The sequence below is a fragment of the Sphingomonas sp. CCH21-G11 genome (genome assembly GCF_001555965.1).
In the GTDB taxonomy this organism is placed as follows: Bacteria; Pseudomonadota; Alphaproteobacteria; order Sphingomonadales; family Sphingomonadaceae; genus Sphingomonas.
Genome location: NZ_LSHX01000023.1, coordinates 42354 through 57029 on the forward strand (window position 1 = coordinate 42354; position 14676 = coordinate 57029).

The following is a 14676-nucleotide window of genomic DNA, read 5'->3' on the forward strand; positions in this document are numbered from 1 at the left end:
CGATGACGCCGCTCAGTTGGACTGGGCGGCCCGGCTGACGTCGATGCGGTCGCGTTCGCGCGCGAATGCGATCAGCGCCTGACCCTCCAGCGTCCGCCCTGCCTCGGTCTCGATGCTCAGCGGATCGACCGGTTCGCCGTCGATATGCACTTCGTAATGCAGATGCGGTCCGGTCGAACGGCCGGTCGTGCCGACTTCGCCGATCTGCTGGCCCTGCGACACATGCACCCCCGCGCTGATGCCCGGCGCAAAGCGGTTCATGTGCAGGTACAGCGTTTCCCAGCCGTTCGTGTGGCGGATGCGCACGAAATTGCCGTTCGGCCCCTTCGGCGCGGCGAATTCGATCACGCCGTCGCCCGAAGCGAAGATCGGCGTGCCCGTCGGCGCGGCGAAATCGGTGCCGCGGTGAAGCTTGCGGAAACCCAGGATGGGGTGCGTGCGAAACCCGAAATTGGACGATACCCGCGCGCCGTCGACGGGCGTGCGCATCAGCGCGCGCACGATGCTGCGCCCGCTGCCGTCGAACCATTCGGCGGCGCCACCGTCGGGCGCGAAGCGATAGACCGCGCTCGACTTGGTCTCGGTCGTGATCGATGCGTAGAGGAGCGTCGGCGGCCCGACCGCTTCACCGGCTGCGTTCACCTGCTGCGCGAATGCGGCCTCGAAGGCGTCGCCGGCACGCACCTCGCGCTGAAAGTCGAAATCAAAGGCGAGCGCGCGGGCGAATTCGGGAATGACGCTGTCGATCACTCCGGCGGCGACCGCAGAGGAATAGAAGCTGTCGGCATCCATCGTGCCGCGTCGCACGACGATCCGGCTGCTGAACTGCGCCGCGACGCGGGAGGCGATGAATCGTCCCGCATCGCCCGGCGTCACCACGACGCCCGAGCTGTCGTCGTTCGACGCTTCCAGTCGGTCGAGGCGGAAGCCGTCGGGGGTTTCGGTCAGCGTGATCACGGCGCGGATCTCGCCATCGGGCTTCAGGCCGGGGCGGGCGGCGAGGGCGGCCGCCGCGGCGCTGGCGGGCGCGATGCCGGAGGCACGCAGCGCAGCCATGAGGTCGCCCGCGCCCGACAGCACCAGCGTGCGCCGCGTCTGTGCCGGCCCCCGCGCTTGCGATGGCGATGCCAAGCTGGCGTCACCATCGCCGGGCCGCGATTGCCAGGCCGTGATCGCGCCGGCGGTCAGGATCAGCGCGGCGGTGGCGATGCCGGCGGGCAGGCCGGCGATGCGCTGGTGCCAATCGCCCGCGCGCCGGTCGGCCGGTGCCTTCCTGTCCGGGCTACCGGCGACGCCGGTATAGGCGCTCCAGTCGCTGATCCATGTCCGCGGATCATAGGAATCGCTGATCGCATCGGCCATCTCGTCCCCCCGGTCGCCGCCCGCCGTCGCATCTATGTCGCTGCGCCCGGGGTTGCGCAATGTGCCTTGCGATTGCGGCGAGCGGCAAAGGCGGGCTAAAGCAGGGCGGGGCGCGGCAGGGGACGTGCGGATGATACCGCTCAAGACCGAATGGCAGGCACTGACCGACACGGGGCTGGTCCGCGAGGTCAATGAGGACCGCTACTGCGCGTCGGATACGATCGGCCTGTGGGCGGTCGCGGACGGGATGGGTGGGATGGCCCGCGGCGACTGGGCGGCGGCGACGTTGATCGACGCGCTCGACGCGCTGCCCCGGCATGAGGATGCGGACGCGATGGTATCGGCGACCGCAGAGGCGGTTCAGCAGGCGAACCGGGCGATCGTGATCGAATCGGCCGCGCGCGGCGCCCAGATGGGCACGACGGTCGTTGCGCTGATCATCCGCGAACGACGCTTCACCGTGCTCTGGGTCGGCGACAGTCGCGCCTATCTCCGCCGCGATGGTCAGCTGCATCAGCTGACCCGCGACCATAGCCAGGTGCAGGAACTGATCGATCGCGGGGTGCTCGACGCGGCGGCGGCGGCCACGCATCCGCTGCGCAACGTGATCACCCGCGCGGTCGGCATCGGCGAACCGCTGACCATCGATGCGATCACCGACACGCTGCTGCCCGACGACCAGTTCCTGTTGTGCAGCGACGGCCTGCACGGCGTCGTCGCGGATGCGGAAATCGACGCCATCCTCGCCCGCCACGAGGCCCGCGATGCGACGCGGGCGCTGGTCGATCGCTGTCACGCGCTGGGTGCACCCGACAATGTCACGCTCGTGCTGGTCACCGCGAGCGAATCGACGCTGATCCGCTTCGGCTCCGAATTGTCGCGGGCCGTGCCATGACCACGCCGAACGACGATCGGGAATCGCCCGAAAGCGACCGGACGATCATCCGGCCTTCGACGGGCGCAACATCCGAGCCGCCCGCCCCGGCCCCCGACCGGACCGTGATCGCGCCGCAGGCGGCCGCGTCACCCGCGCCACCGACCATGGCGGCGCGCGCCGACGGCGTCGGCATCCAGATCGGCGACGTGCTCAACCATATCTTCGAGGTGCGCCGCTTCATCGCACGCGGCGGCATGGGCGAGGTGTTCGAGGGCGTGAACGTAAACAGCGACGAGCGGGTTGCGATCAAGGTGATCCTGCCCGCGCTCGCCAACGACCCCAATGTCCAGGCGATGTTCCGCAAGGAAGCGCGCACGCTGACCCGGCTGTCGCACCCCGCCCTGGTCCAGTACCGCGTGCTTGCCCAGGAACCGCAGCTCAACGTCTTCTACATCGTCACCGAATTCATCGACGGCAGCAACCTGTCCGATGTGCTGGGCAAATTGTCGCCGACGCCCGAGGGGCTGATCGACCTGACCCGCCGGCTCGCCTCGGGGCTGGAGGCGGCGCATGCGCTGGGGGCGATTCACCGCGACATCTCGCCCGATAATGTGCTGCTCGAGGATGGCCGGCTCGACCGTGCGCGGATCATCGACTTCGGCATCGCCAAGGATCTCGACCCGGGATCGAAGACGATCATCGGCGACGGCTTTGCCGGCAAGCTCGGCTATGTCGCGCCCGAACAGCTCGGCGACTTCGACCGCCAGGTCGGCCCGTGGAGCGATGTCTACAGCCTGGGTCTCGTGATCCTCGCGGTGGCGCTCGGCCGCAACGTCGACATGGGGAGCAATTTCGTCGAGGCGATCGATCGCCGGCGCAAGGGCGTCGACACGAGCGGGGCGCCCGATACGATCCGCCCGGTGCTCGACCAGATGCTGGTCGCCGACCCGGCGGGTCGCCTGCGCTCGATGGACGCCGTCATTGCCGCGCTCGGCCAGCCCGTTGCGACGCCGCCCGCCGGTCGCAAGCCCAAGCCGGCGGCGACGCCCAAGCCCGCGCGACCAGGCCCGCCGGGGCCTGCGGGCTCCGGCACCGCGTCGCGGCGTCCGCTGATCATCGGCGCGGCGGCAGCGGGGGTGGGCGTCGTCGCGCTGGCAGCCTGGCTGGCGCTGAGCGGCGGCGGGCCCGTTGATACGCCGGTGAAGGCACCGGATGCCTCCGGCACCCCGGTTGCGGCGGCACCTGAAGAGGCCGCCCGGCGCGCGGTGGCGGCGGCGCTGCCGTCGATCGGCTGCACCTGGCTCGACGTGACCCGGGTGACGGCGGGCACGGGCGGCGTGTCGCTGGCTCTGGCCGGCGTCGCCGGGCTGCCGGCCGAGGCCGAGTCCCGCGTGTTTCGCGCGGTAGAGGCGAGCGGCGGGCGCGTGGCGGCCACCGATTTTTCGGAGGTCGCGCCGATCAGCGGCTCCGAATGCACCGCCATCGATGCGTTCCGCGCGATCCGTTCGACCGACGGCGCGCGGCTGTCGGTCCCGCAGCGCAAGTTCGAGATGAGCATGCTGCCCCCGGACAGCGCCTATGCAGGTAAAGTTGGCGGGCGCGCGGTCGTCAGTCTCGATCTCGCCAACCCGGGCCTCGACTTCGCGCTCTACGGCATCGAGCCAAGCGGCGCGATTTCGACGATCATCCCCAATCGCGCGACCTTTACGGGCCTGGAAAAGACCGGGACGCCGATCGCCGACCTGGGTGGCGACCGTTACCGCTTGCAGATCGATGCCGATCATAGCGGCTGGTCGGGCATTCTGTTGCTGACCGGCAAGGGCGGGTTTTCCGAAGGGTTGATGGATGGCAATCACGGCCCGCAATGGCAGGCGCAGTTCGCGAAGGCGGCCGCCGCAAATGGCTGGCAGGCCGAGATGGTGTGGTTCAAGATGGCCGACGAAGTGCGCGAATAACGCGCGATCTTCGGGCAGCCGGAGACGCCCGGCTCGGGTCCGTTGACCGAGCCCGATTACGTGCCGTGCGCCCAGACAGGAGGCGCTGTGGGCCCGTTCTTCGGCACGGAAATCGAGCCGTTGGTTTGCCGCGCATGGCCCGGAACAATTCTCACCCGGACACAAATATGTGGGCCTCCGCGGCCGGAAGAACCGTCGACATACCGATGCTTAAAAGGTGGTGGACGCACTAGGGCTCGAACCTAGGACCCGCTGATTAAGAGCGGAGCTTTGTGCCCTTTTCGTTCCTTTCCAATACTACGCCAAACTACGCTCAAGGGCTTGAAACGGTTGGAATAAATCCGCCGTGGATTACCCTTCGCTACGCCATCGTAATCCCGACATCTGATTACGTGGCGATTACGTGGACGAGCGCCAGATCATGCCGAATCAGTCAATCACTCTGCGAACAATCCAGTCGGTCACACCGGACCCGCACCGCGACATTTACGTGTGGGACCCCCGGCTAAAGGGCTTCGGACTTCGCATCACGCCAAGAGGAGCGCAGTCCTTTGTGTTCCAGTATCGGGTCGACGGCGGTCCTGCACGCCGTAAGACAATTGGGCCTGTTGGTAGCCCCTGGACGCCTGCCACGGCGCGCAAAGAAGCCGAGCGGCTGCTGGTCCAAGTCTATCAGGGGATCGATCCGGTCGAAGCCAAGCGTGAAGCCAAGCGGAAAAAGGAGACGCTGAACTTTCGGACTTACAGCGAAAGGTTCGTAGAGCTCTATCTCAAGCCGAACTGGCGGGGCACGTGGGGCTCGGCGCAATGCACGATCAACAACGTTTTTATTCCACGCTGGGGCAACCGAGCCGTCCATGAGATCACCCGCGCCGATATCGTGAAGGTGCTGGACGAGTATTCCGATCGCCCAGCGCGGCGCAAGGAGATCCACTCGCTGCTGCGCAAGTTCTTCAACTGGGCGACCGACCGGCAGGATATCGACGTCTCGCCGCTGGCCGGGATGAAAGCGCCAAAGGCCGTCCCGTCGCGCCGCCGGGTGCTGAGCGACGAGGAAATTGTCGCTTTGTGGAGGGCGACCGAGAATTCCGGGTGGCCGTGGGGGCCTTTTGTGCGGATGCTGATCCTGACGATGCAACGGCGTCAGGAAGTTGCCGAGATGGACTGGTCCGAAATCGACCTTAGTTCGCGCCGATGGACCCTGCCGGCCGATCGAGCGAAGAATGATCAGGAACATGTCATACCGCTGACGAGCCTCGCACTTTCCGAACTGCAGCTGCTGGGTCCGAAGCGGAAGGGCCTTGTGTTCACCACCACAGGCAGAACCCCCGTCTCGGGCTTCTTCAAGGGACGGGCGGCGCTCCACAAGGACATGATCGCATATCTGAAAGCGAAGCAGATCGAGGACGGTGGAGACCCCGACCAGGTTGAGGTTCCGAACTGGCGGCTACACGATATCCGCAGGACAGGCGCAACCCACCTTCAGTCGCTGAGGGTCCCGGTTGAAGTGACCGAAAGCGTGCTCAACCATATCAGTGGAACAAGAGCAGGGGTCGCGGGGATCTACAATCGTTACAAGTATGACGATGAGAAGCGCACCGCCCTGGATGCGTGGGACGCAAAGCTCCAGTCCCTTTTATCGACATAGGACATTGGGAGGCGCGGTCGGAACCGCGAGCATGGCATGCTGCGCCCGCTAGCGATGCGCAAGGCCGCATGAGCATGGCGAGACTGATTGTAACTATGTCATTGATCAAAGCGAACACGAGGGTATGGTCCCCTCAGTGACACAACGCCTCTTTCTCTATCTCGCGGCATTTTTGGTTGCGTTGCTCCCGATCGAGGCAACTTACGCTGCGAACGGTTGCGCACCTATGGCAGCGATGACCTCAGACGATAGCGACTGCGGTGATTGCATGGATAACGAGGGCGGGCAGTGTCAGAGCTATTGCCTCGCCTTGTGCCAGACGCTTCCAGCATCGCGCATTTTGCCGCTAGAAGTTCGCGATATTTCGTCACTCACGTTTCTTGCGCTTCTCGAAAAGTCTCCGCCTCTGCCTAACGGGGGGCCGGAACCGCCGCCTCCCCGAATGCTCCGCTGATCCACGCAATTCACTTTCAACGGAGATAACATCATGAAGAAGTACATTATCGCAGCAGCAGTGCTGCTTGGTTCCAGCTCGGCCGCTTTCGCCGCTGCGCCGGATCAGATGGCATCGTTGGCCATGTCCTGCTGCGACCTCGTGCTCGCTTGCTGCGATGCGGCCATGGACTGCTGCCCGTAAGGGACTGGCCAAACCATAAGGGCGGGCGTCCGGTCACCGACTGGGCGCCCGCTTTATTTTGTGCCGCTCACGCGCGGATGCCTTACATCCATCGAACCTAGCAGGGACTGTTCATTATAGCCTTTACGTCATTGACCTTTAGCGATGTTTATCGAAACTCTTTTCGAGTTCCCATCCTATTAGCTGCAATCAGTCTGATCGTCCCGGACCCATCAGAATCAATCCCGCTCCGGCGAGGCAAATGGAGGCTCCGATGACATCCCAGCGGTCGGGCCGTGAACCTTCCACCGTCCAGAGCCATATCAGCGAAGCGGCGATGTAAACACCGCCATAGGCTGCGTAGGCGCGCCCCGCGACGGGCGTGTCAACGAACGTAAGAAGCCACGCGAATAAGGCTAAGGAAACCATGCCCGGAAACACCCACCACACGGGCTTGTCGAGGCGCAGCCATGCCCAGAAGGCGAAGCAGCCCGCGATCTCGGCTAGCGCGGCAAAGGCATAAATGATTGCCGTTGGCAGGTTGGGCATGGTCATAGCTTCAATCCAAATTTCGGGCCGGCCCAGACCATTGACGCATAGAGCGCCATGGTCAGAACGCACCCCGCAAGCAGCGCGGGCCAGAACCAGACACCACGCTTGAGCAGGGCAGGGATGACGAGAAACATCGGTAGACTCGGAAGCACATACCAGAACGTCGCGGCGGAATGCTCGGCCAGGCGCGCCACTTCTTGCGTGTCGCGCCAAATCCAGATCATGCCGAGCACTGAAATCAGCGGCAGCGAAGCGATCAGCGCCCCGGTACCGGGATTGCGCCGCGCGGTTTCTGAAACGATCACGATGATGATGGCAGATGCGACGGCTTTGATGAGCAGATAATACATCAAGCTGTGTCCTTTCCGCGTGGGGCCAGGGTTTCTATGATCTTGCAATCGGCCACCGTCCCGTGACGGCAGGAACCGATGATCCGATCAAGCTCGCCGCGCAGCGCGGTCAGATCGGCAATCTTGCGATCGATTTCGGTGAGGTGGACACGCGCTATGCCGTCAACTGCATCGCAGGATTGGGCCTTGTCATCCGACAGCGTGAGCAGTTCGCGTACCGCTTCGAGCGTGAAACCGAGATCGCGGGCGCGGCGGATGAACGACAGGCGCGCGAGATGATCATGGCCGTAGGCACGATAATTGGCGCTTGTCCGTGCGGGTGGCGGCAACAGCCCGATCTTTTCATAATAGCGCACCGTCTCGACCTTGGTCGCCGTGGCGCTCGCGAGTTCGCCAATCTTCATTGCCACTCCTCCGGGCTTGACCCTGTAGTTGCTACAGGGTGTAGATAGAGTGCCGACTCGGGATTTGTCGAGAAGGCAAGATGATGGCTGATGATTGCTGCAAGGCCGCGTGCGGAACGACGGCAACGCTGAATGACCCGCGCTGGCGCAGGGCTTTGTGGATCGCGCTCGGCGTCAACGCCGGCATGTTCGCTGTCGAGATGGCGGCAGGTGCCGCTGCTGACAGCCGCGCATTGCAGGCGGACGCGCTCGATTTTCTGGGTGATGCTGCCAATTACACGATCAGCCTGCTGGTTGCCGGGATGGCGCTGGCATGGCGCGCGCGGGCTGCCCTTGCCAAGGGGCTTACTCTCATCGGCCTGAGCGGTTGGGTCTTGATCACAGCGGTCTTAGCGGCATTGGGCGGAGCTGCACCCAAACCTGAACTGATGGGGATCATCGGCGCGCTCGCGCTCGCAGCCAATGCTGGCGTTGCCATCATGCTCTACCGCTTTCGTACGGGTGACGCGAACATGCGTTCGGTCTGGATCTGCTCCCGCAACGACGCGATCGGCAATATTGCCGTGATGGCGGCCGCGCTCGGCGTGTTCGGCACGGGGACAGCCTGGCCCGACCTTATTGTTGCTGCGCTCCTGGCGCTGCTCGGGATCAGCGGCGGCATTCAGATCGTCCAGCAGGCACGGCTTGAATTGCGGAGCGTTGCAGCATGAAGGTTTCGCGTTCGACACATATTGCGCTCAAGCCGGAAACTGTCTGGGCAGAAGTCCAGAAGGCGGGCCTGTTGCAGCATATTGCTTGGCCGCTGGTGCGCTTCATCCCGATCGACGACGCGGCGTTCGAAAGCTTTCGACCGGGCGGGCGCTACGAGGTCAAGCTCCGCCTCTTTGGCATAATTCCGTTCGGGACACAGTGGATTGTGACGTCCACGCACGATGCTGACGGCACCGACTGGCCAAAACGACTGCGTGACAACGGGCACAGTGCCCTCATTTCCAGGTGGGATCATTGGATCACCGTCATGCCGGAACCAAACGGCGGGACGCATTACAGCGACGAGGTCGAAGTTTCGGCCGGAGCCCTGACCCCGTTCATCTGGGCCTTCGCGCAAATCTTCTATTGGCACCGGCAGCGGCGCTGGCGGGGGCTTGCCAACAGCTTTACTGCGCGGCGGGTGATCGCGGCCGAAATGGCGGCATACCGGTCAGCGGTAAAAGCAGGCGACGATGATCGTGCGTGGCACCATCTGGAGCGGGTTCATATCGTTTCGCAGCCCTATCTTGGCCCACATCTCGCCAGTCATGGCGCCATGCTGGGATTTGCGATCCGACGGCGCGATTGGAGCGAAGTTATGGGCCAGATAGTCCGGATTATTCTGGCACCAATTGGCGCGGTGACGGGACGGCTGCCGGTCGGCAATACCGGACGATCGAATGTGAGCGCTTTTGCGCCAATGCCAGTGCCGGATGATCTTCAACTGGAAATTGATCAGCCTGATCAAGGAAGCAGATGATGCCAGATCGTGCTCAGTTACGGCGTGATAATATAACCTTATATATTACCGAGATATTTCGGCCTTGCTCCACCCATTTGCCAATGTTATTGGCGCCATCGCGTTCATGAAGCTTGCACTCCGCCCTGTTGCCCTGCGCCCTCTTGCCATACTTCTGGCGCTGATGATGCTTGTCTTGGCAACGGTCGCTGATGCAGCAACCTGCGGGACTGAAGCCGGATTTACGGACGGGTCTGAAATTGCGATCACCTCGCTTCAGGCGGAAGCACACGACGAGACTGATCAGGGCGATCCCGATGCTCCTGTCGAGCAGCACGGCGTATGCGCTCACGGTCATTGCCACCACGGTTCCAACGTAGAGGGCGCCGCAGTTGGTATCGAGAGCCCGGAACTTTTGGCGGTGCATTTGTCGGCACGCTTTGACCGCTTGCCGTCGGTTGATCGCGAGATAGTGAGCCCCCCTCCTCGAGTCTGACGCTCCACGCGCGCCGGAATGATTTCCGGTGCCGTTTTTGAACGTCAGCAGAGGAAGTCATCCAAAATGTCAGTCATATTATGGCGGGGCGCCCTGATTGCAGGGTTGGCCTTCGCCACGTTATCGGAGCCTGCCGCTGCGCAGGAGCCACAGGTGGTGTCGCTCGACGAAGCGCTCGACCGCAGCGGTGTTACAGATAGCTCCGCGTTTGCCGACAGTAATCCGCGCCTTATCGGGCCGCGCGCTGAAACTGAGGCAGCACAGGCGCTAATCGGTCAGGCGCGCTTGCGGCCCAATCCGCAGGTCTCTCTCGAAGCTGAGGATTTTGCCGGTAGCGGCGCCTTCTCCGGCTTACGTGCGACACAAATCACCTTGTCGGTTGGCCAGCAGCTTGAACTTGGCGGGAAGCGGGGTGCGCGGATCGCAGCAGCCGAGGCCCAGGCCGACCTTGCAACCCTGAGGGCCAACCTCTCGCAGGCGGAGCTCGGGTTTGTGGTGCGCGAACGCTATATCGCAGCCGTTGCAGCCGTATCGCGCCTTGATCTTGCCCGCGATATCGTCGCGCGCAACGAGGAACTGGCGCGCATTGCGAACCTGCTGGTGGAGGTCGGCCGCGAGCCGCCGCTGCGAGCCTTGCGGGCGCAAGCCGCGCTCGCTGAAGCGCAGGCTGAGCTCCAAGCTGCGCAAGCGGCCAGCCTTGCTGCACGAACAGGCCTTGCCGCTTTGTGGAGCGAGCAGGCAGCGCCGCCTGTGGTGCCGAGTGAGTTTCCCACCATTGCACCGCCAGACCAGATAATGGCAACCAGTGCGCCATTGCAGTTGGAATTTGCGCGGGCAAACACAGCTGCCGCATCCGCAGAAATAGCGCGGGAACGCAGCCTGCGCATCCCGGATCCCACCATCTCGGCCGGCGTGCGGCGGTTCGAGGAGAGCAACGCCAATGCCTTTGTAGTCGGCGTCTCGATCCCGCTCCCATTCAGCAATCGCAATCAGGGCAATATCGCTTCTGCCGAAGCCAATCTGCGCGCAGCAACTGCCCGCGAAGCTGTAGCGCTCGCGGATTACGAACTGGCCGTTGCCCGCGCACGCGCCGCCTATCTGGCTGCCGAGGCGCGCGTTGAAACCCTTTCCGCAACATCCCTGCCACAGGCCGAAGAAGCGTTGAGGCTCGTGCGCATCGGCTACAGCAATGGCCGCTTTCCGCTGATCGAAGTCCTGGCCGCCGCCGATGCCCGCGATGCAATCCGTGAGGCGCTGATCGCTGCGCAGCAGGACCGGGGACAGGCCGCCGCCGAACTTATCAGGCTAGCTGCACAATGAGGAATATTGTCATGAACCGCAGAACGCTGGCGATTGTCGCCGCGATTGTAATCGCCGCCGCAGCGTTGCTGTATTTTATCTGGCCCGCGAACGAGGCTGCTGTCCAGCAAGACGATGAGGCGGCCGAATCCGCCTTGCCGGAAGGTCTTGTCCTGATCGGTGATGAACAACTGCGCGCTGCCAAGATCAGAATAGAGACTGTGCAGTCCGGCGCCGCCGTTGAACTGGTCTTTCCCGCGACGGTTGCGGCCAGTCCCGCTGCCACTGCACGGATTGATGCACGCGCTACCGGTATGGTTCGCAGTATCAGCAAGACATTGGGTGACTATGTCAGCCAGGGCGAGACGGTCGCCCGGATCGAAAGCGCTGATGCTGCTGCGCTCGCTTCGCAATTGAGTGCAGCGCGCGCGCGGGTGACGGCGCTTTCTTCTGCCTATGACCGTGAGCGACGCTTATTCGAGGGGAACGTCACGGCGAGACAGGATCTTGAAGCTGCCAGGGCCGATCTTGATGTCGCCCGTTCCGAACTGTCCCGTGCACAGGCCGCTGTCTCGGCAGCGGGGGTAAGCGGGGATGGCCGCTCACTGGCTGTTACCAGCCCCATATCTGGCCGTGTGACAACTGCGCCCATCGTGCTTGGTTCATATGTGGATGCCGGTGAGGAACTGTTTCAGGTCATCAATCCCGATGGTTTGCAGATCGAGGTCGCTTTGCCATCTGCCGATGCTGTCCGGATCAAGCCCGGCGATGAAGCTGCTCTCATTGTCGGCGATGGACGGGAAATCGGAGCGCGCGTGCGCTCGGTGACACCGTCGCTCGACCCTGAAAGCCGCAGCGCAACTGCCATTCTCAATCTTCCGGGAAGCGTCTCCGGCCTCCAACCCGGATCTTTCCTGCAGGCCCGCATCCGTCCCTCCGGCGAAGTGGATCAGCGCAGCATCGCTGTTCCTGAAGATGCCGTCCAGGTCGTTGACGGCAAAAACGTCGTGTTTGTTCGAACCCGCCGCGGGTTCCAGGCGCGTGAGGTGGAGACAGGCAACCGCTCGGACGGAATGGTGACGATCCTTTCCGGTCTGAGCGCCGGACAAGCTGTCGCGACTGAAAATGCCTTTCTGCTGAAAGCTGAACTCGAAAAGGGGGAAGCCGAACATGGGCATTGATCAAACCACGGCTTCTTCACACGAGGAGAGCCCGAACCACGGCAATGATGGTGGCCACGGCGTCATCGGCATGGTTCTCGACATTGCGGTACGGTTTCGCTGGGGGATCATCGTTCTGACCATCCTTGCGGCGATCTATGGCGCATTCAATCTGGTCCGGCTGCCGATCGATGCGGTTCCCGACATCACCAACACGCAGGTCCAGATCAACACCAGCGCGCCCGCGCTTTCGCCTTCGCAGGTCGAAACGCAGGTGACGTTCCCGATCGAGACCGGCCTTGCGGGGATCGAGGGGCTGGAAATGACCCGCTCGATTTCGCGCAACGGCTTCAGCCAGGTTACAGCGATCTTCGAGGAAGGGACCGACATCTACTTTGCTCGCAGCCAGGTGAACGAGCGGCTTGCACCGATTGGTGCATCGCTGCCCGAAGGCGCGGAACCCACCATGGGGCCGATTTCGACCGGCCTTGGCGAAGTGCTTATGTATACCATCGAATATGAGCATCCCGCAGGCAAGGGTGCGGCAACAGGTGGGCGGACGGGCTGGCAGGCCGACGGCAGCTTCATTACCGAGCGCGGTGACCGGCTCGACAGCGAGGTTGCCAAGGCCGCCTATCTGCGCACCGTGCAGGACTGGGTCGTGGCTCCGCTCATGCGGTCCATTGATGGCGTTGCGGGAGTCGATTCGATCGGTGGCTTCGAAAAGCAGTATCTGGTGCAGCCTGATCCGGCGCGGCTCACCGGTTATGGTCTTTCTTTCGATTCGCTGATTCAGGCATTGGAAGCGGCCAATCTGGCGGCCGGAGCCAACTTCGTTGACCGAGCGGGCGAGGCATTGCTGGTGCGGGTGGATGCCCGGCTTGACGGTGTCGAGGCGATCAAGGAGGCCGTGGTAGCGACCCGTGAGGGCGTTCCCGTCCGCATTGGCGATGTGGCCGATGTCGCCATCGGCGGCGACCTGCGCACCGGGGCGGCATCGCTCAACGGCGAAGAGACCGTGGTGGGCACTGTTCTGATGCGCGCAGGCGAGAACAGCCGGACCGTGGCCGCGAACGCCGCTACAAGGCTTGAAGAGGTGCGCGCATCGCTTCCCGAAGGTGTGGTGGCCGAGATCGTCTATAACCGCTCGTCACTGGTCGATGCCACGATCGCAACCGTGGAGAAAAACCTGCTCGAAGGGGCCTTGCTGGTTATCGCGGTGCTGTTTCTGCTGCTTGGCAACATCCGGGCAGCGATCATCACGGCTCTGGTCATCCCGTTCTCGATGCTGCTCGCAGCGGTAGGGATGAACCGGCTCGGTGTGTCCGGCAATCTGATGAGCCTCGGCGCATTGGACTTTGGGCTGATTGTCGATGGTGCGGTCATCATCGTCGAGAACAGCGTCGCGCGTTTGGCTGCACGGCAGCATCATGAAGGGCGCTTGCTCACCCTCGGGGAACGCCTGACCGAAACCCGCCTCGCGGCACAGGAAATGATCAAACCGACCGTTTACGGCCAGGCGATCATCTTCCTTGTTTTTGCCCCGCTGCTCACCTTCACCGGCGTCGAGGGCAAGACGTTCTCGCCGATGGCCATCACTATGATGCTGGCGCTGGCATCGGCCTTCGTGCTGTCGCTGACCTTTGTGCCGGCGATGATCGCGGTGCTGCTCAACAAGAAGCTGACCGAGAAGGAAGTAAAGCCGATTGTCTGGGCAAAGGAGCGGTATGGGCCGGCCTTGCGCAAGGCGATTGCCAGGCCCTGGCCGGTAATCGGGGCCGGAGCCGGAGCCTTTGTACTTGCAGCAGTGCTGTTCACCTTCCTCGGCAGCGAGTTCACCCCGCAGCTCGACGAACGCGATCTGGCGGTTCAATCGTTGCGTATCCCTTCTACCTCGCTTGAACGCTCGCTAACTATGCAACGCGAGGTAGAGGGTCGCCTCGCCGAGTTCCCTCAAGTTGCGCTGGTGTTCTCACGAACAGGCACAGCCGAGGTGGCGAGCGACCCGATGCCGCCTAACGCTTCCGATGCCTATGTCATTCTGAAGCCACGCGATGAGTGGCCCGATCCCAGTCTGTCCAAGGATGCGCTCGTTACTGAAATGGAAAGTGCGCTCGGCGGTCTAGTCGGCAATCTCTACGAGTTCAGCCAACCGATCGAACTGCGTTTCAACGAGCTGATCGCCGGCGTTCGCGGTGATGTGGCGGTCAAGCTTTATGGCGATGACCTCACCGCGCTCACCGATGCGGCGGGCGAAGTTGCGGGAGTCCTTCGCGACGTGGAGGGCGCCGCCGACGTGAAGGTGCAGCAGGTCACGGGCTTCCCGACGCTCGACATTGCGTTCGATCGACCGACAATAGCCCGCTACGGGCTAACAGTAGAGGAGGTGGCCAAATCGGTGGCCATCGCTTTGGGCGGTCGGCCCGCAGGCATGGCTGTCTCTTATACACATCTCCGAGCCCACGAGA

The 14676-nt window shown here is 63.3% G+C and carries 14 protein-coding genes; 10 read left to right on the forward strand and 4 right to left on the reverse strand.

Annotation, left to right across the window (positions count from 1 at the left end):
* Positions 1 to 12: 12 nt before the first annotated feature.
* Positions 13 to 1362, reverse strand: coding sequence for a M23 family metallopeptidase (locus tag AX676_RS05060; protein WP_156437803.1), 1350 nt, complete (start codon positions 1360 to 1362; stop codon positions 13 to 15).
* 130 nt (positions 1363 to 1492) lie between these two features.
* Here AX676_RS05060 and AX676_RS05065 point away from each other — a divergent pair, with 130 nt between their 5' ends.
* The 4 genes from AX676_RS05065 to AX676_RS17665 all read left to right on the forward strand — a co-directional run bounded on the left by AX676_RS05065 (position 1493) and on the right by AX676_RS17665 (position 6479).
* Complete coding sequence (locus tag AX676_RS05065) at positions 1493 to 2257, forward strand: PP2C family protein-serine/threonine phosphatase (protein ID WP_066481715.1); 765 nt, start codon at positions 1493 to 1495, stop codon at positions 2255 to 2257.
* On the forward strand, positions 2254 to 4194 hold the full coding sequence (locus AX676_RS05070; RefSeq protein WP_066481713.1) for a serine/threonine-protein kinase: 1941 nt from the start codon (positions 2254 to 2256) through the stop codon (positions 4192 to 4194). Before AX676_RS05065 ends, AX676_RS05070 begins: the two co-directional genes overlap by 4 nt.
* Before the next feature lie 403 nt (positions 4195 to 4597).
* On the forward strand, positions 4598 to 5842 hold the full coding sequence (locus tag AX676_RS05075; protein WP_066481711.1) for a tyrosine-type recombinase/integrase: 1245 nt from the start codon (positions 4598 to 4600) through the stop codon (positions 5840 to 5842).
* Between the two features lie 487 nt (positions 5843 to 6329).
* The gene (locus AX676_RS17665; protein ID WP_156437802.1) at positions 6330 to 6479 is read left to right on the forward strand and encodes a hypothetical protein; all 150 of its coding nucleotides are present in this window, start codon (positions 6330 to 6332) and stop codon (positions 6477 to 6479) included.
* A gap of 189 nt (positions 6480 to 6668) precedes the next feature.
* Here AX676_RS17665 and AX676_RS05080 read toward each other — a convergent pair whose 3' ends face one another.
* From AX676_RS05080 to AX676_RS05090, 3 genes are read right to left on the reverse strand one after another with little or no spacing between them, the layout of a single operon-like run.
* Positions 6669 to 7013, reverse strand: coding sequence for a YnfA family protein (locus AX676_RS05080; RefSeq protein ID WP_156437801.1), 345 nt, complete (start codon positions 7011 to 7013; stop codon positions 6669 to 6671).
* Positions 7010 to 7360 carry a DUF3147 family protein gene (locus tag AX676_RS05085; RefSeq protein WP_066481709.1) on the reverse strand — a complete coding sequence of 117 codons (351 nt, stop codon included), beginning with the start codon at positions 7358 to 7360 and terminating at the stop codon, positions 7010 to 7012. Before AX676_RS05085 ends, AX676_RS05080 begins: the two co-directional genes overlap by 4 nt.
* On the reverse strand, positions 7360 to 7764 hold the full coding sequence (locus AX676_RS05090) for a MerR family transcriptional regulator (RefSeq protein WP_066481704.1): 405 nt from the start codon (positions 7762 to 7764) through the stop codon (positions 7360 to 7362). Before AX676_RS05090 ends, AX676_RS05085 begins: the two co-directional genes overlap by 1 nt.
* Before the next feature lie 83 nt (positions 7765 to 7847).
* Here AX676_RS05090 and AX676_RS05095 point away from each other — a divergent pair, with 83 nt between their 5' ends.
* From AX676_RS05095 to AX676_RS05120, 6 genes are all read left to right on the forward strand, one after another.
* Entirely contained in the window at positions 7848 to 8474 is a 627-nt protein-coding gene (locus AX676_RS05095; RefSeq protein ID WP_066481821.1) for a cation transporter, read from the forward strand.
* The gene (locus tag AX676_RS18220) at positions 8471 to 9274 is read left to right on the forward strand and encodes a DUF3703 domain-containing protein (RefSeq protein ID WP_231726152.1); all 804 of its coding nucleotides are present in this window, start codon (positions 8471 to 8473) and stop codon (positions 9272 to 9274) included. The genes AX676_RS05095 and AX676_RS18220 overlap by 4 nt, the downstream gene beginning before the upstream one ends.
* Before the next feature lie 106 nt (positions 9275 to 9380).
* A complete protein-coding gene (locus AX676_RS17670) occupies positions 9381 to 9749 on the forward strand; it encodes a hypothetical protein (protein WP_156437800.1) in 369 nt (122 codons plus the stop codon).
* Positions 9750 to 9902: 153 nt separating this feature from the next.
* On the forward strand, positions 9903 to 11069 hold the full coding sequence (locus AX676_RS05110) for a TolC family protein (protein ID WP_231726151.1): 1167 nt from the start codon (positions 9903 to 9905) through the stop codon (positions 11067 to 11069).
* A gap of 11 nt (positions 11070 to 11080) precedes the next feature.
* On the forward strand, positions 11081 to 12229 hold the full coding sequence (locus AX676_RS17050) for an efflux RND transporter periplasmic adaptor subunit (RefSeq protein WP_082731392.1): 1149 nt from the start codon (positions 11081 to 11083) through the stop codon (positions 12227 to 12229).
* A 70-nt stretch (positions 12230 to 12299) separates the two neighbouring features.
* Positions 12300 to 14676 (forward strand): efflux RND transporter permease subunit (locus AX676_RS05120; protein WP_066544147.1); only part of this gene is annotated, 2377 nt, incomplete at its 3' end.